This window comes from Syntrophales bacterium, from assembly GCA_026417625.1.
Lineage (GTDB): Bacteria > Desulfobacterota > Syntrophia > Syntrophales > UBA8958 > JAOACW01.
Genome location: JAOACW010000008.1, coordinates 17,000 through 41,568, shown reverse-complemented (window position 1 = coordinate 41,568; position 24,569 = coordinate 17,000). Strand labels below are relative to the sequence as shown.

Below are 24,569 nucleotides of genomic sequence, written 5' to 3'. Positions count from 1 at the left end.
AAAATTTTCTTTTACTTCATTTTTACTGAAACAACAGTGGATACACCCTTCCTTTCCATTGTAATGCCGTAAATATGATCAGCTATACCCATCGTTCTCTTATTATGTGTAATTAATATTATCTGCGATCTCGCGGCTATTTCTTGAAGTAAAACAGTGAAGGTATCAATGTTTGAATCGTCGAGTGCAGCATCTACTTCGTCGAGAACAAGAAAAGGAGCCGGTTTGTAAATCAAAATAGCCATGATCAGCGCAATGGAGATCATTGATTTCTCACCGCCGGAAAGTAGCGAAATATTTTGAACCTTTTTCCCGGGCAGGCGGACACTTATATCCACACCTGTCTCAAGAAGATCACTCTCATCCGTAAGTATCAATTCTGCCTTACCTCCCGGAAACATTCGGGAAAACACCTCTTGGAAACACCCATTGATACCGTTATATGTTTCCGCAAACCTTTCCCTGGAGTCTCTATTGATCCGAGCAATTGTCCTCTGCAAGGTAGCGATAGAATTATTTAAATCAGAAACCTGAGATGTGAGAAAGTCGTACCTCGATTTAACCTGCTCGTATTCATCTATGGCAAGGAGATTTACTTCTCCAAAATTATCCAATTCTTCTCTGTCCTTCCTCAATTTAGCCTCTATCCTTTCTACTTCTTCTGACTCAAGAGAAACAATTCGATCATCCTTTGAAATGTCTACGCCGTACTTATCCCCTATCATCCGCCTCAGGGCATCGGACTGACTCTTAATTCGGTCCAATTCTACCTTCACATTTCTCAACTCTTCAGTTTTTTCATCCCTCTTTGCCCTTATAGATTTGATCTCCTGCTCGAGATCATTTTGCTTCCCCCGGAGTTCATTGAGTTCCTCCAAAAGTAACTGCAGATTCTTCTCAGCATTTAAATAACTAGCATGAGTTTCTACAATAAACTTTTTGTCTTCGGCTATTTTCCTTTTTATTTCCGATATCCTCTCATCCAGATAAATCATCTGCTTTTCACCCTCGGAAACACTTTCAAGGATCTTCTTCTTGTCTCTAAGCTGTAACTCCCTCTCTCTGATAGCCGTTTTCAAGTTTCCTTCAATTTTTACTAACTGAACCTTTTCCTCAGTCAAATTCCTCTCATTATCATGGATAGTTCTCACAATCTCATCCAAGTGTGATTCCATGGAAGTTAGCTCGCCATCGAAGAATTCCACTTCTTCTTGAATCTTAGCAAGATGACCTTCAGCATTTTTCTTTTGATCAACGTATCCCATCTTATCCTGAAGTAACTGCTCCACATTAAGCCTACCAACAAGCTGTGCCCTCTCTGCTCTCCTAAGGTCCTCATGAACCTTTTCCAGATCCTTTCGAAGACCGCTGCACTTAATCTCAATCCCATGCAATTCCTCTGAAATCCTGGCTAAAGTAACATGGCAGTTATCCTGTTCTTCTTTGATCAATCGGCGTTTTTCTGTAAGACTATCAATTGTTGCCCTCAAATCTTGGACAGATAACTCCAGTTCGCGCATTTCCCTTCTGTCCTTAAGCGGATACCGCTCATTTGCTCCAGCACTACCTCCACTCAGAAGCCCACTGGATGTGATTAAGTCCCCATCTGGTGTTACAAAAGTTCCACGAAAACCGTTCTGCCTCCAAAGGTTAAGACCTGACCTCAGATCAGGTATCAAAATAACATCGCCGAGTAAAAACTCCACTACAGGCCTAAACTCTTCCCTAACATCCACGAAGTTAATTAGTTTCACAACACCTTCCAGACATTCAGAAGATTGATCTACACTTTTTCTAATCCTCAACTCCAGAGGAACAAATGTAGTTCTCCCTAAGGCCTGTCTTTTCAATAACTCAATAGCAGAAACCCCATCCTCGGGGTTTTTAACAATAACATATCCAAGTTTTTCACCTAACACAGCCTCCACAGCCCTTTCATATGGAGGTGGTACAGATATAAAATCTGCAACCAATCCTAAAAAGCACAACGAGGACTCCTGATTATTAATCTTTAGAAGATTACGCGTAGCTTCGTTGCACCATGCGTAACTATCATGAAACTCCCTCAAAGAATTAAGCCGCGTGGATTTATGACCGAATTCATCTTTCAGTTCAGCCAGTATTAAATCAAGCTTTTCGGTGACTGTTTTTAAATCTTTCTCTTTTTCAGATGTTTCATCTTTCATGCTCTGTAACTCAAGAACACGCTTCTCCCAATCCTGCAATTCTTTTAGAATTGCACTTTCCTTCTTTTTCAACTCTTGCAACTGAAGATCGTGTTTGGATAATTCTTCTTTCTCCCTATTTAGCCTCTTTTCCATTTCATCAAGTGTACGGTTAAACATTAAAATCATATTCTTCAATCTCGCTCTTTCCGCTACTATATCAACGTACTGTTTCTTCTTCTCATCGATCATCTTCCTAATCTTCCATTCCTCTTCACGCCACTTTCTAACTTCATACTCCAACTTTTCAATGTTTTTTCTCTTCATAGAAAGTTCCATCTCGATATTGGCGATACGTTCGTTCCATTCCAAAATGTTTTTTTCAATTATTTCAAGTCTCTCCTTTCCCTTCAAACTGACAGAGACCCATCTTTCCCTGTCCCTGATCAATTCCTCTATTTTGCTCTCTGAGTATTCTATCTCCTTCTCCTTCAACTCGATTTGATGTTTAAAATTGAAGAGATCCTTTTCAAAAAGTTCCCGACGCCCTTCAAGATCTATCAACTTTATTTTTCCTTCCTCCCTAATAAGTTCAATCTGGTTCAATTGAATCTCCAGCCCCTCAACCTTCTCTGTCAGAACCTCCAACTCCTTCAGCAGCTCCATTTTTGAGGCAAGCAATTCGCCGTTTACATACCGCGCTAAAAGGATCTCATTCTCCCTGACTGCATTTTTCAGAGACCTAAATTGCTCTGCTCTTCTGGCTTGACGCTTCAGGGAATTTAGATTCGTTTTTACTTCTTTAAGAACGTCATTCACCCGTAGAAGATTCTGCTTCGCTGCTTCCATTTTTCGCATTGCTTCTTCTCTGCGGCTCTTGTACTTGGATATGCCCGCAGCTTCTTCAATGAAATACCGCCTATCCTCTGGCCGCGCCTCCACCAGGTCAAATATGTTATTTTGCTCAATGACCGCATACGATCGAGAACCAACACCGGTTCCCATGAAAAATTCCCGAACATCCGACAAACGACAAGACACACGATTTATTTCGTATTCACTTTCTCCATCCCGGTAAAGACGTCTCGTTATCATTACTTCATCACAGCTCTCATAAGGAGAAGGAAAAGAAAAATCGGGACGGCGATTGAGAATGATGGATACCTCGGCCAAATTCGAGGGTTGCATTTGATCAGTCCCAGCAAAAAGCACATCCTGCATACTTTTACCCCGCAAGGACCTTATTCTCTGTTCACCCATTACCCACCGCAGCGCGTCAACGAAATTACTTTTTCCGGCTCCATTGGGACCAACTATTGCGGTAATACCCCCCGGAAAATCAAAAATAACGCGGTCCCTAAATGATTTGAAACCGAATATCTCTATCCGCGTTAATCTCATGTCCCTAAATTAACAGAAAAAAACCTGCACGTAAACAAGAAATACAACATATATGGCCTAAAAAAACAAAAAACACAATATGTTGTATCTTCACAGAAGTGTCAAATGAGTGTAAGGATCCATGATATGGATGAACAGCGTTGGGTATACATATACACAGCATCTGGTATGTTAGAAGCCAGTATCATCACTGGCAGACTAGAATCAGAGGGAATTCCTACAAGGTTAAAATACGACGCTGCAGGTCCCATTTATGGTATAACAATAGATGGCCTCGGTGAAGTTAAAATCTTTGTCTCAGAGACAGATGAAGCCCGCGCTAAAGATATTCTGCTCAAATCTTTTGAGGAGGGAGAAATTCCGTGGGATACTCCGTCCGAATGAATCTTCAGGGTGGCGTTAAAAAATACCGTCCAGTGTTTCTCCACAGTACGAACAACGACCATCCTTCACATAGTACCCTTTTATTAAGTATCCATATCGTGATACGAGGGTTTTGCCACAGTTAGCACAGAAAGTATCCTCTCCCTCGCCACCGGGGATGTTTCCGCTGTACACGTACTTAAGCCCCACATCCCTGCCTATTTTAAGGGCTTTATACACGGTTTCTATAGGGGTGGGATGCTTATCCAACACCTTGTAACGGGGATAGAAACGGCTTACATGCCAGGGTGTTTCCCTTCCAAGACTCAGAACAAACTCCGCAATTTTTCTGAGTTCTTCTTTACTGTCGTTCAAACCTGGTATGATCAGAGTAGTCACTTCCACCCAGATGCCAAGTTCTTTCATCTTTTTGAGAGAATCCAGTACGGGTGATAATTTAGCTCCGCACTGTTTGATGTAAAATTCCTCCTGAAAAGACTTAAGATCCACATTTGCACCATGAAGAACAGGAGCGATTGTTTCCAGTGCCTCATGAGTCATATAGCCGTTGGTGACGAAAACGTTTTTCAAACCTCTTTTGGCGGCGTATGTAGCCACATCAAAGGCGAATTCAAAAAATACTGTGGGCTCGGTATAAGTATAGGCAACTGTACGAGATCCTGAACGGATGGCCCTTTCCACAACCTCTTCAGGTGTTGCCTTTCTCCCCATAATTTCACCGGTTTCCCGTGGCATCTGGGAAATGTCAGCATTCTGACAAAAGAGGCAACGAAAATTGCACCCCACGGTCGCAATGGAATAAGAACGTGAGCCTGGATAAATGTGAAAGAGTGGTTTCTTCTCGATTGGATCAACGTTCTCTGCAATCAGCTTACCGTATACGAGTGAGTAAAGTGTCCCATCCACATTCTCCCTTACCCCACACACACCGCGTCGTCCTAAACTTATCCTACACCTATGGGCACATAAATTACACCTAATCTCTTTATTTTCCCCTCTCTCGTACAACATTGCTTCGTGCATAACACATTCCTCCTGAAACACCTCACTACCCACCTATGACACACATAGGTCGTCCTACCGGAAGGGAAAATTGGTGTTGTGCATGGCATTGTGTCCCTCTTTGGGGCTTTTTTCTCACCGCCTCCTCAATCGCTACCGCTATTTCTTTATCCTCCGAACTACTCCGCAGCATCCTTTTGACATCAACCTCCCTATCTGAAAAGAGACAAGGGCGTAAATACCCATCCGCCGTAAGTCTAATGCGGTTGCAGTTCTCACAGAAATTATCACTCATAGGACCTATAAAACCGACGATGCCCTCCTGATTTTTTATTCTATACCTTCGAGCAGGACCACTACTCTCATCATGGGTAGGAGGAAGGAGCTCTAGATTATAATGCTCTTTTATAACGCTCATAACTTCCTGAATGGAAATGAATTTCTCGTGATAACCATTCATTATCTCGCAGACAGGCATGAGCTCAATGAAACGAATCTCACAAGGCACTTCGTTTGAAAAACGAACAAAATCAAGAATCTCATCATCATTGAATCCCCTAATCATCACTACATTAACCTTAAGTGGAAACAAACCCCGTGTCACAGCTGTGTATAACCCAAACAACACATCTTTTAGATTTCCACCACCGGTAATGAAACGGTATTTATCTCCATCCAGGGAGTCGAGACTCACATTTACTCGACTCACACCAGACCACTTTAGACAGTCAAGAAATTCTCCTAGTAGAGTCCCGTTGGTGGTCATTGTAATCTCAAAAAGCCCCTCCAGCGTGGAGAGTTGTTTTAAAAAGTAGTCTATCCTCTTCCTCACCAGAGGTTCTCCTCCCGTTACGCGAACCTTACGTATACCAAGCTTAACCGCCACTTTTACAACACGTAACATTTCCTCATAGCTTAGGATATCCTTTTGGGGAATGACGGATAGTTCCCCCTCGGGCATACAGTAAAGACAGCGCAAATTACATCTATCGGTAACAGAAATCCTGAGGTAGTTTATCTTTCTGCCGGATCTGTCCTTCATAAGGATATTCGACTCTTTTGCTAACACAGATTAATGAGTCCTACAAGCTATAAGTTACTTTACCCTTGACAATACGTCTTAACTTCATTAGCTTTCCGCAGAAAAATTAAAATGGGATTACACATGAGAAAAGTCCCGATCACAAAAGAAGGTTATGAGAAATTAAAAAAAGAATTGGAATATCTTAAAACTGTAGTCATGCAGGAAAACATTCGTGATATCGAAGCGGCGCGAGCGCACGGCGACCTATCTGAAAATGCCGAGTACACTGCCGCCAAAGAACGTCAAGCGTTCATACACAGTAGAATAAAAGAGTTGGAATCAAACCTATCTTCTGTAGAGGTAGTAGACACGAGCAACCTGAGCACCGATAAAGTCGTCTTCGGAACCACAGTTTCCATTGAAGATGTAAATACAGGAGAAATCCTTTCGTACAAACTAGTAGGCCCCTTTGAATCCGATATTAGCCAGAACAAAATATCTGTTACTTCGCCCATTGGTAAAGCTCTTATAGGCAAAACTGTTGGTGATACGGTTGTGGTGCAAACACCCGGCGGTAAAAAAACGATTCAAATTCTCGATATTTGTATATAAAAAAACCGGGTAAAGTGTTACCCGGCCATATCTCTGTGAAACTTCAAGCAATCATGCTTTTTCTGCAACTTTGAGACGTGTTTCCGCGATCTTCAATTCCTCAGATATTTTCAAAAACTTTGGATCCTCCTTTGAGACCTTCTGGAGCTGTGCCTCAAGTTCCGCTTTGAGTTTACGAACCTCATCTTTGTCGATTGTATCAGACCTTTCTGCAGATTCCACTAGAACTGTCACTTTACCTGACAGTACCTCTGCATATCCCGTTGTAACGGCATAATAGTATCTTTTATTCTCATGTACGAAGCTCAATTCACCAACCTGAACGGCACTCAAAAGGGCTGCGTGACCTCGCAGTACGCCGAACTCTCCTTCAGATCCAGGTATTGTTACCTCTTCCACCTTCCCACTAAAGGCAAGCTTCTCCGGTGTAACGAGCTCTAATAACAAATCATCGGCCATCCTTTCCTCCCTGTGTCAAACTACTCCATCAACCTCTTTGCCTTTTCTACAGCTTCATCGATTGTACCAACCATATAAAAGGCCTGTTCCGGCAGATGATCGTGTTTACCTTCGAGTATCTCCTTAAATCCCCTAACAGTCTCACTTACCGGCACATACTTTCCTTCCACACCCGTAAACTGAGACGCCACGAAGAATGGCTGTGATAAGAATCGCTGGATCTTTCTAGCCCTGCTAACCGTCAACTTGTCCTCCTCGGAAAGCTCATCCATTCCAAGAATGGCAATGATATCCTGAAGATCCTTGTACTTCTGCAGGGTCATCTGCACTTGACGTGCAACCTGGTAGTGCTCTTCACCGACAACACGGGGATCCAAAATACGGGAAGTTGAATCTAAAGGATCAACCGCAGGATAGATACCCAGCTCTGCGATTGGGCGCGAAAGAACAACCGTTCCATCGAGATGAGCAAAAGTTGTAGCAGGCGCTGGGTCCGTTAAGTCATCTGCGGGGACGTAAACACACTGCACTGCTGTAATAGAGCCTTTTGTCGTTGAGGTAATACGCTCCTGAAGTTCACCTAAGTCCGTCGCCAAGGTAGGCTGGTAACCAACGGCAGAGGGCATTCGCCCCAAGAGAGCCGAAACTTCAGATCCCGCCTGAGTAAAACGGAAAATATTATCGATGAATAGAAGCACATCCTGCCCTTCCACATCCCGGAAATACTCCGCCGCCGCCAATGCTGTCAAAGCAACGCGTGCACGCGCTCCCGGAGGTTCTGTCATTTGACCATATATCAGTGCTGCCTGTTTTATAACACCCGATTGTTTCATTTCCAGATACAGGTCATTTCCTTCCCTTGTTCTTTCACCCACACCGGCAAATACTGAAATACCTCCATGATGCATAGCGATATTGTGGATCATCTCCATCATAACAACTGTCTTGCCAACCCCAGCACCACCAAACATGCCCATTTTTCCGCCGCGAGGGAAAGGCACAAGCAGGTCTATAACCTTGATGCCCGTTTCAAGAACTGTAACAGACGTATCCTGTTCAAGGAAACTGGGAGCTTCACGATGGATAGGTGCCCAGTGCTTTGCATCTACTGGACCAAGCTCATCAACTGGCCTTCCCACTACGTTCAGTATCCGCCCCAAAATTTCCCTGCCAACGGGTACCATTATAGGGGCCCCTGTGTCCTTCGCCGGCATTCCCCTTACAAGACCATCAGTGATGTCCATAGCTATGCATCTAACAACATTGTCACCTAGATGCTGAGCAACTTCCACAACGAGGTTACCTTCCTCATCATTTATTGCAGGGTTTGTAATCAATATAGCGTTCATGATACTCGGAAGATGGCCTTCCGGGAACTCAACGTCTACAACGGGTCCTATGACCTGTACTACCTTTCCTATATTCTTATTCATACCAATTCTCCTTACCCCTAGGTACTTTTTAGGTTAGGTTCTACTTTTTGCTAGAGCCTCTGTACCGCCAACTATGTCCATCAGCTCCGCGGTAATTGCTGCTTGCCTTGCCTTATTCATCTTAAGCGTCAAGGAATTGATAAGCTCATCGCAGTTCCTTGTTGCATTATCCATCGCTACCATCCGGGCAGCATTTTCCCCCGCCGAAGTTTCAAGCAATGCTCGGAATAGCAAAACCCGAACATACATCGGGAGCAACTGATCCAGAAGTAGCTCATCCGAGGGCTCGTAAATATACTCTATCCGCTTATCGGGGTCAACCGCCTCTTCTGAACCAATGGCAGGTAGTGGTAACAACCTCACCACTGCAGGTCGCTGAACCATTGTATTTCTGAACTCGCTGTACACCACATATAACTCATCATACTCCTCCTGAACGAACGGGGGTATAATGTCACGGGCAATTGAAACAGCAAGACTCATATCAAACCTTCCCATGACATCTGCCCGGGGGTAAATTATCTTCTGTTTTTTGCGGAAATAATCTCTCCCCTTTCGTCCAACGGGGATCACCGTCACATCAGCACCCTCTGCAGTCTTGACCTGAACAAACCTCTCCGTAGCCCTAATTATATTGGAATTAAAGCCACCACATAATCCACGATCTGCAGTTATGCAGACAACCCAGATCCTCCTGGGTGGACGCACAGCAAGAAGAGGATGTGACCTGGTATCTACACGAAGAGCCAAACTATTCAACACTTCCATAAATTTGCCAGCGTAGGGGCGAAAACTCTCCAATCTCTGCTGTGCATTCCTCAACTTAGAGGCCGCCACCATGTTCATGGCTCTGGTAATCTGCTTGGTTTTTTGTACAGCCTGAATCTTCCTTCTTAAATCTTTGAGTGCGGCCACTTTATCACCCCTATTTCACATATAAGTTCGTACATAGAACATGCTAATTACGCCCCAAACACCGAATCAAACTCTGAAAGTACTTCTCTCATCTTTTTTTCTAGTTCGGGACTTATTTCTTGCTTCTCCTCAATCTCCCTCATTATTTCAGGATATCTACCTTTAACAAAAGAGAGAAGCTGATTTTCGTAATCCCTGATCCGGTGAACCGGATATTTATCCAAAAAGCCCCTTGTTCCAGCAAAGAGGACAACAACCTCCTCCGAAAGTGACATCGGCTGGAACTGTGGTTGTTTTAGAATCTCAACCAACCGCACACCCCTCTCGAGCTGGGCTTGCGTAGCCTTATCTAATTCGCTACCGAACTGAGCAAAAGCCGCCAGTTCGCGATACTGAGCTAGATCAAGCTTCAGTGTGGCTGCCACTTGTTTCATCGCTTTTACCTGAGCGGCACCACCCACTCGTGACACCGATAATCCAACGTTAATTGCGGGTCGTATACCAGAATAAAACAATCCGGGCTCTAGGTAAACCTGACCGTCCGTGATCGAAATAACGTTTGTAGGAATATACGCTGACACGTCACCTGCTTGCGTTTCTATTATTGGAAGAGCCGTAAGAGATCCACCACCTTTTTCATCACTGAGCTTGGCAGCCCTTTCAAGCAGACGAGAGTGGTTATAAAAGATGTCACCCGGATACGCCTCACGTCCAGGAGGTCTTCTAAGCAATAGGGAAATCTGACGATAAGCAACCGCCTGTTTAGAAAGATCATCGTATATAATCAAGGCGTGTTGACCCCGGTCGCGGAAATACTCACCAATTGCACATCCTGAATACGCTGCAATATACTGCAAAGTTGCAGGGTCACTGGCACAGGCTGCAACTACACAAGTGTACTTCAGCGCGTCATATCGGCGCAACGTCTCCACCACTTGAGCAACTGTGGATTTTTTCTGGCCAATGGCAACGTATATGCACTTGACACCCGTATCTTTTTGCCTCAGGATAGCATCAATACATATAGCAGTCTTACCAGTCTGGCGATCACCGATAATCAACTCTCTTTGACCTCGCCCAATGGGAGTCATGGCATCAATTGCTTTGATACCTGTATACATCGGTTCTTTCACTGGCTGGCGATGAACAACGCCCGGCGCGATCATCTCTATCCTGCGAAATTCTGTCGCCTCAATAGGTCCTTTACCATCAAGTGGAGCGCCAGTCGCATCTATTATCCTCCCAAGAACTGCCTCACCCACTGGAACCTGCGCGATTTTACCCGTCCTCTTTACTATATCCCCCTCTTTAATATGGGTAACCTCGCCCAAAACTGCTACACCGACGTTATCTCTCTCTAGGTTGAGCACCATACCTAAAATACCGCCGGGAAACTCCAGAAGTTCCATAGCCATCGCATTCTGAACACCGTATACGCGGGCGATACCATCTCCCACAGAGAGCACGGTACCCGTTTCACTTATATCAAGTTTTTTCTCATACTCCTTTATCTGTTTGGCTATTATCTGACTGATCTCTTCTGCTCTAATGCCATTCATTCTCTATCTTTCCTCCCACAAAAGATTCCTTATATTGTTAAGCTGGGTTCTGACGCTGTTATCATACACGGTATCACCAATACGAACCACAATTCCTCCCAGCAATGATCTGTCTTCGACTACAGTCATAACTACTCTCTTTCCGGTCAGCATCTCTAGCTTAGACTGCAACTCTCCCCTCAGCTCATCCGTTAGGGGAAAAGCGGTCATAACACCAATACGGACAATACCAAGGGCTTCGTCCATCATATCACGGTAACTGTCAACTATCTCCTTTAGCAAAACTATACGGCGTTTATCCGTAAGAAGCCTCAGAAAATTAGCGGTTACATCCGACACACTCATCATGCCTAGGACTGTATCAACTACTACCCTTTTTTCATGCTGGTCGAATATTGGATTAGCCAGAAATTCCCTGAAATCTTTGTTCTCTTGAATTAATGAAAGAAAAACACTCAACTCTTCGTAGAATTTCTCTATCCTGCCTTGCTCCTCAGCTACCTCGAAAAATGCCTTTGCATAACGTTTTGCTACTGTATTTCCACCATTCAATTCTTCACCACCACCTTATCCAAATATTCTCGGACCAATGCCTCATGGTCCTTCTGTGTAATCTCCCTTCTCAATATTTCTTCCGCCATCTGCACCGAGAGCTTAACCGCCTCCTTACGAAGCTCAATTGTGGCAGTTTTAAATTCCTGCTCCATTCTCGCTTTAGTATCCTCTTCAATTTTCAAAGCGGCCACCTTAGCATCTTCAATAATTTTTTCCTTTTCTGCTAATCCCTGTTCCTCGATCATTTTCACAAGACCAGCGATTTCGTCGGTTGCCTTTGCCAACCGTACCGTATATTCTTTATATTTCTCCTCAGCTTCCTTCCTAGCACTCTCAGCCCTATCGAGCGCTATCTTTATATCATCCTTCCGTGTTACAAAGAACTCCTTAATTTTCTTAGCCGAGAGCCAATAGAGAAAACCTACGAGAACCGCAAAGTTCAAAAGGCGCCAACCAAAATCTATCCACTCCGCCTTTTTATCACCACCATGTTCACCTCCTGCGGCGTAAACACTAACCACAAGAAGCAATAGAAATAGAAGGGATAAACAACAAACCCATACGTTGTTATGGGGTCTTATGCCCATCATCAAACACTCCTTCCAAGTAACTTCTGCACTATTTCCTGAGAAATCATCCGTACCTTATCGGTAAGTAACCTCCTTGCCTCCTCGATCTCCCGGGCAAGCTTACTCTGGAACTCGGCCATCATAACTGGAACTTTAGCACGCTGCTCATCCATGATGAGCTTAGCCTTTTCTGTAGCCTCTTTCAGTAGCTCCGCCCTTCTGTTTAGCGCCTCTGCCTTCGCTTGGGCAAGCTTCTGTTCGTATTCTGCCATCTTCTGTTCCACCGCTTCTTGCAATCGGCGAACTTCCTCATCTGCATCTTCTAACTGTTTCTTGCGCTTCTCTATTATGCCCAGAAGAGGTTTATACAACAAGTAATTCAAGATAAAAATGAGGAGTACAAAATTAACCATTTGTACCCAAAGGCTTGCATTTATATCAACCACAGCTAAAACCTCTTAAAAACGTTTATTCAAAAAAAACGAGTGGAGATTCCACCCCACCCGTTTTAACATTACTCACATATCCACATACTAAACGTTCTCTATCACAAATCTTCAACCCACTAGCGGAAACTGGAAAAAAACTCCAACTCACCTCCACCCTCCTAAAAAGCGCGCACTACTAAACATAAGTGAACGTTAATGTCAAGTAAATTTTGCCTTGAAGTTTATGGTTGCAATCGAAACCTGTGACCACTTACGTTAAGTAAGATCCCTACACCAAGCATATTAACAAGCATCGCTGACCCTCCATAACTCAGAAAAGGTAACGGCACCCCCACAACTGGCAGCAAACCCAGTACCATACTCACGTTTATCACTATTCCCCAAAAGATGAGAACAGTAACACCGAATGCCAGTACACTACCTGAATAATCCCTGGAATGCATGGAAATTCTCAATCCCCATAGAATCAGAATCAAAAAGAGAAAAAGTAATAAAACACTCCCTAAAAATCCCCACTCCTCTGCGAATACTGAAAAGATAAAGTCTGTCTGTTGCTCTGGCAGAAACTTAAGCTGAGTCTGGGTTCCCTTAAGAAAGCCTTTGCCAAAAAAACCACCTGAACCCACAGCTATCATCGACTGTATCAAATGGTAACCCGTACCCAGTGGGTCTCTTTCCGGATTCAAAAAAGCCAATATGCGTCCTCTCTGGTACTCTTTTAGAAAAAACCAGAAAAGAGGACTAATGGAAATTAAAAGAAACATGATTAAGACAAAATCTTTCACGCGAACACCTACAAAAATTACCAAGCTGAAGAAAATTATAATAAGCATAAGAGCAGAGCCGAGATCCGGCTGCTTAAGAATGATATATGAGGGCACCGCCGTCATCAAAAAAGGAATTACAAGTTCCCTCCATGAATAAACATTTTCCGTCGGATGATCATGAAAGTACCTTACTAGAGCTAAAACGAGTGCTAGTTTTACAAGTTCTGAAGGCTGAAAGGTAAACCCCGAAAAATAAATCCACCTCTTAGCACCGTGAGTGGTATAACCAAAAAGTGAAGTTAGTATAAGTAGAAAAATAGCAAAGCCATATATTCCATACGCCCAAGAATTAATTGTTCTATAATCAATCGAATAAGTAAGAATCATGCCAAATACACCTAAAAGAACCCACTGGAGCTGTCGTACATAATTATTGGACCCTTTTACATCAGAGATATTAAATCCCGCACTGTAGATGTTAAGCACTCCAACCAAACATATAGTCATAACTAAGAGAAAGAGGACAAAATCAAAATGGGAGAAAAAACGTCGAACCAAGTTCAATTCTCCAATCTCCCTTCGGAAATCTTATCTTTTTTTATCTGCATATATGTCTCAATTACCTTCCTAGCTATAGGCGCAGCTACAGCTCCCCCACTTCCTCCGTGTTCGACAATGACAGCCACAACTATTTCTGGATTATCATAAGGTGCATAAGCAACAAAAAGGGCATGATCCTGTAAGTTGCCTGCATGCGTCTTTGGATTGCCATTCCGGCCAATGGACACCACCTGGGCTGTTCCAGTTTTTCCCGCTACTTCAATGCCGACTATTTTTGCCGCTCTTCCCGTTCCTCCATCCTCATTAACCACGCCCCTTAAGGCTGTTGCAATAAGTTCCATATTTTTTTTGGAGATGGGAACTGTTCCCTTTATTTCCGGAGGAAAATTTTTTAATATCTGCCCATCAGGGGTCTCAATAGCACTTATAATACGCGGCTTCCATAAAGTCCCTCCATTTGCGAAAGCCGCATAGGTAACTGCAAGTTGTAGGGGAGTTATAAGATTGTATCCCTGTCCTACGGAAACAGCAATGGTATCTCCTAAACGCCACTGTTCCTTGAATCTCTTCTTCTTCCATTCATCTGACGGAACAAGCCCTGCCTTCTCTCTGGGCAAATCAACATCTGTAACCGAACCCAACCCAAAACTCCTCGCGTAGTATGCAATTTTATCTATCCCTAAAAGTCTACCCAGATTATAGAAATACACGTCACATGATTCCACAATAGCACGATGTAGACTTACCCAACCGTGACCCCCTTTTTGCCAACAGTGGTATAGCCAACTTCCAATATCAAACGTCCCATTGCAAAAAAACCGTGAAATCGGTGTAACTATTCCCTCTTCAAGGGCAGCAGCTGCAACTATAACCTTGAACGTTGACCCCGGTGGATAAAGCCCTGCAACAGCACGATTTTCAAAAGGCTTTAACGGATCTTTGAGAATCTTCTGAAGTTCATCTTTAGTAATTCCCCCCGCAAAAGCATTCGGATCAAATGAGGGAGAACTAACCAAAGCTAGAACTGCTCCATTTCGGGGATCAAGAGCTACAACTGCTCCTGCTCTACCATTCAGAGCCTCATACGCCACACGCTGGAGCCGAGCGTAAATGAAAAGCCTTACATTGCAACCCGCAACCGGATCAATTTTCCCCAACGTGCGTACCACTCTTCCATACACGTCAACCTCCACCTGCTCAACACCAGGTTTTCCCCTAAGGTAACCATCAAGATATTGTTCTACTCCTGATCTGCCCACAAGATCACCCGGCAACAATCCGTCAATCGATCCAAGAGTTAACTCCTCTTGGTTTATCTCGCCTGTGTAACCGACAACATGGGCCATCGCCTTTCCTTCCAGATATTTGCGAATCGAACTCACCTCTACAATGAACCCTGGCATATCAAGCGCGTGGGCTTCGAGAATCGCTATCTTCCGCCAATCTAGATTTCTTTCTATTATTACCGGGGAAAAAGGCCTCGTTTTCCCAGAAAAATCACGATCGGCTTCCAGAGTTAGTCCATAACGTGAATACAACGCCTTTATCCTCTCCAGCACATCTTTTATTTCTTCTTTACTCTTTGAAACGTAAATAAGATCAAATGAAGGCTGATTTTCAGCAACGGAAATGTCCTCGGCATCCTTAATTATCCCCCTTGGAGCGTTCAGATATCTTACCCGTATACTATTATACTCCGAGCGCAATTTAAACTCGTCACCACGTAAAATCTGGAGATAAAAGAGTCGCATAAAAAGAACAAAAAAAATCGAAACTACAACCAAAGAGATGTAACGATAATGTTTCTTCAGATGAGTTGTGTCCCTATCATTGAGTAACAGTGGCATAATCTATGCCCTGTGTTTTTGTTGGGAATATCTCAGAAGTTCAAATACAAGGGGCGCCAGATAACTAACAATAATAAGTTGTACCAAATAAAGACCAATTAGCTCCCCCGATATTTCCAGGTTGTAAACCCATTTTCCGAGAAAGACCTCTAAGACCATTTTCCCAAAGGCACAAAGCAAAGTAACCACTATGATTGCCTCCCTCTTCTCTACGTAGACATGGGGGGCAATTAATCTGGAAAGGAAGAAGACAAATGTATAAATGAACATGTTAAACCCTGTTAAAGTTCCTAAGAGGCAATCCACAAGAAAGCCAATTATTACACTCAATATGCAACCCCTTATCGTATCAAGATGAAACCCTAGAAATACTATAATAACAAGGGATATTTCTGGCACTAGTCGACCATCTGTAAAATAGCTCAAAATACCGTATTGAAACACCACAAACAAATACGCAACTGCAAACAAAGTAAAATAATACATTACTCCCCTTCTCTTTCGGGTATCAGAACTAAAACCTCTTCGATATTTGAGAACCTGGCAGCAGGCATTACTTCAATGTAATGAAACATTCCTCCTCGATCCTCAACCCTCGTGACTTTCCCCAAAAGTAGACCTTTCGGGAAAAATTCGCTCATCCCTGCCGTAATTATCTCATCCCCCGGATTGACCTTATCCGCCCTGGATACATACTTTAAATAACATACATCTCCCCCCGAACCTTGAAGTATACCCTGAATCCTACTGGAAGCAATTAAAGCATCAATCTTACTGCTGCTGTCCGTTATTAAAAGTACACGAGATGTATGCCACGACGTTTCGACTACACGTCCCACCACACCATCATGGTTCATTACAGGAAAACCTCTTTTGACCCCATCTGAAGAACCTCGATCAATCAGAATACTTCTTACAGGTGATCCCCTATAATTGAAAATCACCTGGGATGCGATACTTCGATGTTTAATTCGTTGCTTGAGGGCAAGAAGATGCCGGAGCCTCAAGCTCTCATAGTAACCTTCCTTGTACATCTGAATCTGAAATAAGAGTTCTGTGTTTTTCTTTTTGAGATTGCGGCTTTCCTCTTCCCGCCCTACGAGAAAGATGTAACGTTCCCATAGCTTCTTCAAGTAATCCACGGGAAAACGAATAATGCGCCCAACTGGAGCAGAAAATTCAACTATTAACTGACGTAGAAAACTCGGATGAGGGTCACGTAAACTTGCCGACAGAAAAGTTGCGGATACTGCGAGGCAAAAAATAATCACAAGAAACGAAAGATGTTTTCGAGAAAACACCACCTCAACCTCTATCCAAATAAGCTATTGCCACCTGACATTCCAGGGTACTAAAGAGATTAAGATTAATTTAACTTGATAGACTAAACCTGAATAGTCACCTCTTTAAGGATATCCAACTGATCGAGAGCCATACCAGCACCTTTGGCAACGGCAGAAAGCGGGTCATCAGCTATCATCACAGGCAGAGTAGTTTCCTCACGGATGAGCACATCCAAATTTCTTAAAAGCGCTCCTCCACCTGTAAGCATGATACCCCTGTCTACAATATCTCCAGCCAGTTCTGGCGGTGCATTCTCCAGAGCATCCTTGATTACATCCACTATCAAGCTCAAAGGCTCCGCAATAGCCTCTCTTATTTCTTCTGAATTAACCTCCACCGTCTTCGGGATACCAGAAATCAGATCCCTACCCTTGACCTCCATAGTTCTCAATTCCTTATCTGGATAGGCACAACCAATAGTAGTCTTTATATTCTCTGCAGTTCGCTCACCTATAAGCAAGCTGTATCTTCTTTTCATGTACTGAACTATTTCTTCATCGATTTTGTCACCGGCAACACGCAGCGATTTAGAATATACTATTCCAGATAGCGAAATGACGGCAACTTCAGTGGTCCCTCCACCAATGTCCACTATCATAGAGCTTGTGGGTTCTGTAATGGGCAAACCCGCCCCAATAGCAGCAGCCATGGGCTCCTCTATAAGGTATATTTCCCTAGCACCCGCTGACTCTACAGTTTCTCTCACCGCCCTTCTCTCAACCTGCGTCGTCCCCGACGGAACAGATACAATAATTCTCGGTCTTACAAGTGTCCGTCGGTTGTGCACACTGAGAATGAAGTGGCGAAGCATGGCTTCCGTGATATCGAAATCCGCAATCACACCATCTTTCATAGGTCTAATTGCAACTATGTTTCCTGGTGTGCGCCCCACCATCTTCTTAGCTTCTGACCCCACTGCGAGGACCTTTTTAGTTCCCCTTGCATCCATATGGACTGCCACCACGGAAGGTTCACATAAAACGATACCTTTTCCCTTCACGTAGACGAGTGTGTTAGCTGTACCCAAATCGATGGCTAGATCGTTTGAAAATTTACCCAGTATAAAGTCGAAAATCACCCTTTTTCCTCCTTTTTAGTTTTATACTCCGTAAAAAGCGGATCTAGGTATAGCTCATTTGCTGTACCTAAGCAACGCCTTTTTGGGCAAAATTCCGTTGAGATTTTTGATCTTCTGTAATAGAACGAGTCAGCTTGATCCTCTTACCTAAAAGGAGAAACCTAAAATGTTAGAACTTATGCGTAAACACGCCCGTAACTGGATCATGAAGATCCTACTGGGAACTATAATTGTGGTATTTATTTTCTACTTCGGTTCCACAACGTGGAGACATCGGGCCAACATCTTGGTGACTATTGAGGGAAAAACAATCACTCTTACAGAATACCAAAAAGCCTATAGAGATCTCATCGAACTCTATCGCCAACAGACTGGTGGACAGTTAAATGACGAGATGCTAAAGTCGCTAAACCTAAAACAGCAAGTTATCGAACAACTCATCTTCCAAGAAATACTTGCAAATAGAGGGAAGAAACTCGGTTTGGGAATATCTGACGAAGAAATTATCAAATTAATTACTTCTTACCCTATCTTTCAGAGAGATGGCGTTTTCAGCCAACAGCTTTATCAGCAGATGTTACGTCATCAAGGTTTGACGCCCGAAGATTTTGAACTCCTGCAGAAAAAATCAATAACTGCGGCTAGACTGAAAGACCTGATTCAGGAAGCAGCACTCATTACTGACGAAGAGGCATATAACTTCTTTAGATCACGGAACGATCTGATAAATCTTACGTACATCAGAATTTCACCAGAAAAGTTCAAAAACTACGTAAATGTATCAGACGAAAATTTAGAAAAGTTCCTTAAAGAGCACGCCTCAGAGTTCAGAGTGCCCGACCAATTCCAGGTCAAGTACTTACTCTTTATGGCCCGGGACTACGGCGAAAAAATAAAAGTAAGTGAAGACGAAATCTTAGAAACGTTCAAGCGAACAAAGGGTAAATCCTCTCGGGATAAAGACAAACCCACACCTTCAGAAAGAATTGCCATTGAGAGAGAGATCCGTATAAGCAAAGGTATGAAGATGGCTTATGCTGAGGCAAAAAAGGCCCACGACACTATTTACCAGCAGGAAAACTTTGAATCATACGCTAGTTCTCGAGGTATCAGAGTTGAAACTACTTCATCCTTCACCTTACAGGACGTACCCAAGCCCCTCCGAGAGATCAACAACGTATCGAACATACTAGCTAAACTTCAGAAAGACGACATAAGTGGTGTCCTTTCTATAAAGGATGGTTTTTGCATTGTGAAGATGGTCGCTAGAAAGCCGGGTTACATACCATCATTAAGTGAAATAAAAGGAAAGGTGAGAGAGAAGTTTGTCCATAGCGAAGCAAGACAACTAGCACAAAAAGAAGCTGAGAAGATCATTAATGAAATGAAAAATGGTAAGTCACTTGTGCAAATCGGGAAAGCAAGAGGGTTTTCCATAGAAGAAACAGGTTTCTTCATAATACTCGCTGCCCCTCCTGCCAGCTTCGGCAATTCTTTAGAGTTAAGCAGGGTTGCCAGTTCACTCAGCCCCAAAAAACCCTACGCGGAGGAACCATTATTATCACGTGGGGACTACATCGTTTTGGAACTTAAAGACAGAAAACCGGCAGATGAAAGAACTTTCCAAGAGCAAAAACAAATTCTTAAGAGTATACTCAAAATGGTGAAATCAAACGAAATGATCAGCAGCTGGTTGCAACATACAAAAGAGCGTCTCGAGAAGGAGGGTCGTATAAAGTATCACCCTGAACTAAAGGAATTGTAATTCATCTTCTTCCCAGACACTGAGATTTACCTTTACCACGCCCCACGGTTTCTTCCTTGACGAGTTTTCCTCCCTCAAATGTGAGAAGGTATATAAAATCAGATTCACCACAATTGTACGTCCACTGCTCAACAGTCTTGCTCTTCCGTGTTTTACCATGTCTTTTAGCAGGATCACCACTGTAATACGTTTTATCCGTAACTCCTACCTTTTCCTTATATGTTGGAGGGCCACATTCTATAATTACCTTTGACTTAGAATCGCCGATGTTTACCAATCCACTACCACACCGAAAAGCCAAAACTGGCTGATCGATGCACATAATTAAACCACAAACAACACAGATGATTATCTTCCTAACATTCATTGATCTACCTTCACACGTCCATGTAAAGTTTATTCTGCATTATGTAATGCCTGACCGATTCAGGTGTAAGGTATTTTATGGATCTTCCCTCTTTTACAAGACGACGGATCTTTCCTGAAGAAATATCAAGAAAAGTAACCTCTCTGAAGTAAATGAAGTTGCCCGTAGATCCCCTGTATCCATCACGTTCGGGATCATATTTGAAATTCATAGCAAAATCAGAAGGTAGAATACTATCTAGCCCTTTCTTCTCATAACCGGGCCTTGTCATAACAACAAAATGGCACATGAGGAGCAGTCTTCGCCATTCTTTCCACGTCTGTATGGCATGAAATGCATCTTGGCCTATGATAAAGAACAACTCTAAATTTGGTAAATACTTATTCAGGATGTATTCTACAGTTTCAAAAGAATAGGAAATTCCACCACGAACCTTTTCCACATCTGAGAATGTAAAGTTGGGATTGTCTTCAATAGCCATCTTGACCATATGTTCCCGATGATAGAAAGGTGATATCTCACCACTTAATTTGTGGGGTGGACGAGCCGCAGGAATGAAGACCACCCTGTTCAGCCCGAACAACTCCAACACCTCTTCGGCACAACGTAAATGTCCATAATGGATGGGATCAAACGTTCCCCCGAGTAACCCCCATTTCATGTTCTCACCTGTCCATTGCCATAAACTATGAATTTTGTAGTTGTTAACTCCTCGAGGCCCATAGGACCAAAAGCGTGGAGCTTAGTGGTACTTATTCCTATCTCTGCGCCCAGACCAAGTTCAAACCCGTCGCTAAAACGTGTTGATGCGTTTACGAGCACAGTGGAAGAATTAACCTCGTTTAAAAATCGCTGAGCGTTATCGTAGTCCCTAGTGATGATGGATTCGGTATGGAGAGAGCCATAGCGGGAAATGTGTTCGATTGCTTCGTCTATCCCACTCACAACCTTAACCGCCAGGATCAGATCTAAATACTCTGCGTACCAATCTTCTTCCGTTGCTTCCTCCACCCCCTCAACGATATTTCTTGTTTTCACACATCCCTTAAGTTTCACACCCGCTTCTTTGAAACGAGCAGCCATAACAGGCAGAAATTCTTCTGCAATTGCTTCATGAACAAGAAGCGTCTCCATGGCATTACATACGCCCGGACGCTGCACTTTAGCATTGAGACAAATACGCACGGCCATTTCCAAATCAGCGCTCTTATCAACAAAAATATGGCACACCCCTTTATAATGTTTTATTACTGGAATTCTTGAGTTCTGAACTACCGTTCTTATCAACTCCTCACCGCCTCGAGGTATGATAAGATCTATGAATTCCTCCTGTTGCAACAGCAAATTAACAGCCTCCCGGTCCTTAACAGGAACCACCTGAACAACCGCATTTGGTATAGGATAATCGCTGAGAACTTCCTCAATTATACGGCCGAGGGCCATATTAGAGTTTATTGCTTCAGATCCACCTCTCAGTATAACTGCATTACCCGACTTTAAACAGAGAACAGCGGCATCTACAGTAACATTAGGGCGAGATTCGTAAATGATACCAATAACACCCAGAGGTATCCTCATCCTTCCCACAAGTAGACCGTTTGGACGTCTCCACATCGAAGTTATCTTTCCCACAGGGTCAGGCAGTGCAGCCACTTCCCTCACGCTTTGAGCCATATTTTCGATTGTACTTTCCTTCAGGGTTAACCTGTCGATAAACGCGGGGCTCAATCCTGAATTTCTTGCGTTTTGCACATCTTTTTCGTTCTCTGCAAGAATAAAAAGTTTTCTTTCAACTAGGGTCTCGGCAATTCTGAGAAGAACATCGTTTTTCACGGCAGAGGAAGTTTGAGCCAGCACCCGAGCTGATTCTTTGGCCTTAGTTGCCATCTCCCGAATTAGAACATCCAATCCCATCCCATCCTCCTACATTGCGGTTGACAAAAAAACTAATTTGATATTTTTCACATTCAATTTTTTTAACCTTAACAGGAGGAAATTGAAACTGTCAAGAATAAAGGGTGTTATAAAAAACAAAAAGGGGGGCGCAACCTTTTGAGTCATTTGGACGATCTTAGAATCAGGGCTGGTGAGAAAGCATATGCTATCATAATGGACGGAGGATTTACCTTTGACAGTATCCGGGTTTACGTAGGTCCAGCCGTAGGTCCACGATGGTTAATAGCTGCAGGTTTTGACCTTTCGCTGATTAGAGAAAAGTTACTTGGAAAGAAGAACCCCCTCCTTTTGGCTGGCGCCTCAGCTGGTGCATGGAGATTCAGTGCGTGGATACAACCTGAATGTGAAAAAAAATATCAACTACTACTCAAAGAATACATCAGTTTCAAATACGAACATGAAGACAACCCAACTAGTGTACAGAGAAATATGTACTCGCTGATTAATACCGTTTTAGACGATGACGCCCTGTCCTTCGCGATTAACAATCAATTTTACAGACTCGCAGTGATTACAGCGAGAACAAAAAGTATCCTCTCTCTAGAAAGTAATATAGCTTTACGGTTTGGATTCCTGCTCTGCTATCTTTTGAACGCAATTAACCAAAGACTTATGAAATTTTTCTTTGAACCTGTAGTTTTTTATACGGGTGTGATTCCACCAAAATTCACATTTAAGAAAGAATTTCAAGGAACTGTTGTTCCGCTTACAGAAATCAATTTTAAAGATGCCCTGGTTGCGAGCGGTGCTATTCCCATGGTTGTGAGAGGCGTTAAGGATATATTCGGTGCACCTCGGGGGATGTATCGCGACGGTGGGCTTACGGATTACCACCTAGCCAGACAGTACTCAACGGGCGACCACGAGATAACCCTACTCTTCTTACATCAAGGGAGGATTATCCCAACGTGGCTTGACAAAACACTCAAAAACCGTTTCCCCTCTGGTGAAGCTCTGGAGAACTTGCTACTTGTATACCCCAGTCCAGAACTTATCGCCAGACTTCCCATGAAAAAAGTGCCGGATAGGGACGACTTTCTAACCTTTATAGACAATCCAGAAAAACGGATAGAATACTGGGAAAAGGCTGCAGATATGTGCAGTCACCTCGGGGACCTGTTTTTAGAAGTTACATTGAGCCCCCGATTAAAAAAACATGTTAAGCTATTAAAATACAAAAAAAATTAAACCTGAACATCCTCAGAATGGATAACTATCTTTTCGAACTCCTGAAAAATTGTAAGTTCTGTCCCCGTAAATGCGGGGTTGACAGAACAAAAGGAGAGCGAGGTTTCTGCGGTGTGGAAGATGTTCTCCAGGTGGCATCTGCCCTACCTCATTTCGGAGAAGAACCACCTATTTCAGGTTCAAAAGGAGCAGGTACAATCTTCTTTTCCGGGTGTAACCTCCGCTGCATTTTTTGTCAGAATTATCAGATCAGTCATGCCATCCGGGGCGAAAAAATGACCGTTGAAGACCTTGCCCAATTGATGTTGTCGCTGGAAGCCCAGGGATGTCACAACATAGAGGCAGTTACCCCTACACCACATATACCATTTGTAGTGGCAGGTTTGGTGAAGGCACGACTAAACGGACTCACCGTGCCTTTCATCAATAACAGCAGTGGATACGAGGAACTATCAACGCTAAAATTACTAAAAGGTCTTGTGGATATATATATGCCCGACTTCAAGTTTGGAAATGATGAGATAGCGCTACGTTACGCAAAGGCTCCTGACTACGTTGCTAAAACGTTGCTTGCCATAAAAGAAATGGCAGATCAAGTAGGTAATACACTGGAAACGAAGGATGGTATTGCTCGTCGTGGCCTTCTCATACGCCACCTTGTGCTTCCCGGGGAGATTGAAAACAGTCTTGAAGTGCTGAGAATAATCAGCCGTGAGATATCAACGGAAGTACCGCTGAGCCTCATGTCCCAATACACACCCACACCAAAGGTGAAAAACCAGCCACCTTTAAACAGACGTATTTTGAAGGAGGAATACGATATCATTATCGAGGCTGCTCTGGACATGGGATTCGAAGTGATATATATACAAGAATTGAACGATAAGCATATAATGCCCGACTTTGATAGAGAAAAACCCTTTAACTGGGATGGGATTTAATGAATGAGTTTTTTGGATTAGGAAGACTACTAATAATCATTGGTCTTGTAATAACGGGGATTGGAATCATTGTAGCACTGGGGAGTAAGTTACCGTGGATTGGTCGTCTACCAGGAGATATTTACTTTAAAGGTGAACGTTTTACCTTCTATTTTCCTATAACCACTTGTATACTTGTTAGTGTGCTTCTCACCATCTTTTTCTGGCTTATGGGCCGAAAATAACCCA

At 43.3% G+C, this 24,569-nt stretch carries 24 protein-coding genes; 6 read left to right on the top strand and 18 right to left on the bottom strand.

All coding sequences use genetic code 11. The features are described from left to right. Positions 1-11: 11 nt before the first annotated feature. A complete protein-coding gene (gene smc / locus N2317_06560; protein MCX7817154.1) occupies positions 12-3,566 on the bottom strand; it encodes a chromosome segregation protein SMC in 3,555 nt (1,184 codons plus the stop codon). 105 nt (positions 3,567-3,671) lie between these two features. Here smc and N2317_06555 point away from each other — a divergent pair, with 105 nt between their 5' ends. Further along, entirely contained in the window at positions 3,672-3,950 is a 279-nt protein-coding gene (locus N2317_06555; protein MCX7817153.1) for a DUF2007 domain-containing protein, read from the top strand. A 15-nt stretch (positions 3,951-3,965) separates the two neighbouring features. Here N2317_06555 and amrS read toward each other — a convergent pair whose 3' ends face one another. Beyond that, positions 3,966-4,973: an AmmeMemoRadiSam system radical SAM enzyme gene (gene amrS / locus N2317_06550; protein ID MCX7817152.1), complete on the bottom strand. Its 1,008-nt coding sequence runs from the start codon at positions 4,971-4,973 to the stop codon at positions 3,966-3,968. Positions 4,974-4,998: 25 nt separating this feature from the next. Next, positions 4,999-5,994 carry a GTP 3',8-cyclase MoaA gene (gene moaA, locus N2317_06545; GenBank protein ID MCX7817151.1) on the bottom strand — a complete coding sequence of 332 codons (996 nt, stop codon included), beginning with the start codon at positions 5,992-5,994 and terminating at the stop codon, positions 4,999-5,001. Positions 5,995-6,117: 123 nt separating this feature from the next. Between moaA and greA the strand changes: the two genes are divergently transcribed. Then, a complete protein-coding gene (greA, locus tag N2317_06540; protein ID MCX7817150.1) occupies positions 6,118-6,588 on the top strand; it encodes a transcription elongation factor GreA in 471 nt (156 codons plus the stop codon). A 51-nt stretch (positions 6,589-6,639) separates the two neighbouring features. Here greA and atpC read toward each other — a convergent pair whose 3' ends face one another. The 12 genes from atpC to N2317_06480 all read right to left on the bottom strand — a co-directional run bounded on the left by atpC (position 6,640) and on the right by N2317_06480 (position 18,121). Next, positions 6,640-7,047, bottom strand: a complete 408-nt coding sequence (gene atpC / locus N2317_06535; GenBank protein ID MCX7817149.1) for an ATP synthase F1 subunit epsilon — start codon at positions 7,045-7,047, stop codon at positions 6,640-6,642. Positions 7,048-7,067: 20 nt separating this feature from the next. Then, the gene (gene atpD / locus N2317_06530) at positions 7,068-8,480 is read right to left on the bottom strand and encodes a F0F1 ATP synthase subunit beta (GenBank protein ID MCX7817148.1); all 1,413 of its coding nucleotides are present in this window, start codon (positions 8,478-8,480) and stop codon (positions 7,068-7,070) included. A 33-nt stretch (positions 8,481-8,513) separates the two neighbouring features. Beyond that, positions 8,514-9,395: an ATP synthase F1 subunit gamma gene (gene atpG, locus N2317_06525; GenBank protein MCX7817147.1), complete on the bottom strand. Its 882-nt coding sequence runs from the start codon at positions 9,393-9,395 to the stop codon at positions 8,514-8,516. A 47-nt stretch (positions 9,396-9,442) separates the two neighbouring features. Next, a complete protein-coding gene (gene atpA, locus N2317_06520; protein ID MCX7817146.1) occupies positions 9,443-10,954 on the bottom strand; it encodes a F0F1 ATP synthase subunit alpha in 1,512 nt (503 codons plus the stop codon). Positions 10,955-10,957: 3 nt separating this feature from the next. After that, positions 10,958-11,506 carry an ATP synthase F1 subunit delta gene (gene atpH / locus N2317_06515; GenBank protein ID MCX7817145.1) on the bottom strand — a complete coding sequence of 183 codons (549 nt, stop codon included), beginning with the start codon at positions 11,504-11,506 and terminating at the stop codon, positions 10,958-10,960. Continuing rightward, positions 11,503-12,099 carry an ATP synthase F0 subunit B gene (locus N2317_06510; protein ID MCX7817144.1) on the bottom strand — a complete coding sequence of 199 codons (597 nt, stop codon included), beginning with the start codon at positions 12,097-12,099 and terminating at the stop codon, positions 11,503-11,505. The genes atpH and N2317_06510 overlap by 4 nt, the downstream gene beginning before the upstream one ends. Continuing rightward, positions 12,099-12,524: an ATP synthase F0 subunit B gene (locus N2317_06505; protein MCX7817143.1), complete on the bottom strand. Its 426-nt coding sequence runs from the start codon at positions 12,522-12,524 to the stop codon at positions 12,099-12,101. The genes N2317_06510 and N2317_06505 overlap by 1 nt, the downstream gene beginning before the upstream one ends. Before the next feature lie 224 nt (positions 12,525-12,748). After that, entirely contained in the window at positions 12,749-13,858 is a 1,110-nt protein-coding gene (rodA, locus tag N2317_06500) for a rod shape-determining protein RodA (GenBank protein ID MCX7817142.1), read from the bottom strand. Next, positions 13,855-15,702, bottom strand: coding sequence for a penicillin-binding protein 2 (gene mrdA, locus N2317_06495; protein MCX7817141.1), 1,848 nt, complete (start codon positions 15,700-15,702; stop codon positions 13,855-13,857). The genes rodA and mrdA overlap by 4 nt, the downstream gene beginning before the upstream one ends. A 3-nt stretch (positions 15,703-15,705) precedes the next feature. Then, entirely contained in the window at positions 15,706-16,188 is a 483-nt protein-coding gene (mreD, locus tag N2317_06490) for a rod shape-determining protein MreD (protein MCX7817140.1), read from the bottom strand. Continuing rightward, on the bottom strand, positions 16,188-17,006 hold the full coding sequence (gene mreC / locus N2317_06485) for a rod shape-determining protein MreC (GenBank protein MCX7817139.1): 819 nt from the start codon (positions 17,004-17,006) through the stop codon (positions 16,188-16,190). Before mreC ends, mreD begins: the two co-directional genes overlap by 1 nt. A gap of 80 nt (positions 17,007-17,086) precedes the next feature. Continuing rightward, the gene (locus tag N2317_06480) at positions 17,087-18,121 is read right to left on the bottom strand and encodes a rod shape-determining protein (protein MCX7817138.1); all 1,035 of its coding nucleotides are present in this window, start codon (positions 18,119-18,121) and stop codon (positions 17,087-17,089) included. Between the two features lie 169 nt (positions 18,122-18,290). On the opposite strand from N2317_06480, the gene N2317_06475 reads away from it, so the two are divergent. Further along, on the top strand, positions 18,291-19,889 hold the full coding sequence (locus N2317_06475; protein MCX7817137.1) for a SurA N-terminal domain-containing protein: 1,599 nt from the start codon (positions 18,291-18,293) through the stop codon (positions 19,887-19,889). A gap of 1 nt (position 19,890) precedes the next feature. On the opposite strand, the gene N2317_06470 is transcribed toward N2317_06475, so the two are convergent. The 3 genes from N2317_06470 to N2317_06460 are packed head-to-tail and all read right to left on the bottom strand — an operon-like array spanning position 19,891 to position 22,170. Next, entirely contained in the window at positions 19,891-20,256 is a 366-nt protein-coding gene (locus tag N2317_06470; GenBank protein ID MCX7817136.1) for a DUF2845 domain-containing protein, read from the bottom strand. Between the two features lie 10 nt (positions 20,257-20,266). Continuing rightward, positions 20,267-20,917, bottom strand: a complete 651-nt coding sequence (gene nadD / locus N2317_06465; GenBank protein MCX7817135.1) for a nicotinate-nucleotide adenylyltransferase — start codon at positions 20,915-20,917, stop codon at positions 20,267-20,269. Next, positions 20,914-22,170, bottom strand: coding sequence for a glutamate-5-semialdehyde dehydrogenase (locus N2317_06460; protein ID MCX7817134.1), 1,257 nt, complete (start codon positions 22,168-22,170; stop codon positions 20,914-20,916). Before N2317_06460 ends, nadD begins: the two co-directional genes overlap by 4 nt. 138 nt (positions 22,171-22,308) lie before the next feature. Between N2317_06460 and N2317_06455 the strand changes: the two genes are divergently transcribed. The 3 genes from N2317_06455 to N2317_06445 are packed head-to-tail and all read left to right on the top strand — an operon-like array spanning position 22,309 to position 24,565. Next, on the top strand, positions 22,309-23,400 hold the full coding sequence (locus N2317_06455; protein MCX7817133.1) for a hypothetical protein: 1,092 nt from the start codon (positions 22,309-22,311) through the stop codon (positions 23,398-23,400). Positions 23,401-23,417: 17 nt separating this feature from the next. Beyond that, entirely contained in the window at positions 23,418-24,341 is a 924-nt protein-coding gene (locus N2317_06450; GenBank protein MCX7817132.1) for a radical SAM protein, read from the top strand. After that, a complete protein-coding gene (locus N2317_06445; protein MCX7817131.1) occupies positions 24,341-24,565 on the top strand; it encodes a DUF2905 domain-containing protein in 225 nt (74 codons plus the stop codon). The genes N2317_06450 and N2317_06445 overlap by 1 nt, the downstream gene beginning before the upstream one ends. The last annotated feature ends 4 nt before the right edge of the window (positions 24,566-24,569 follow it).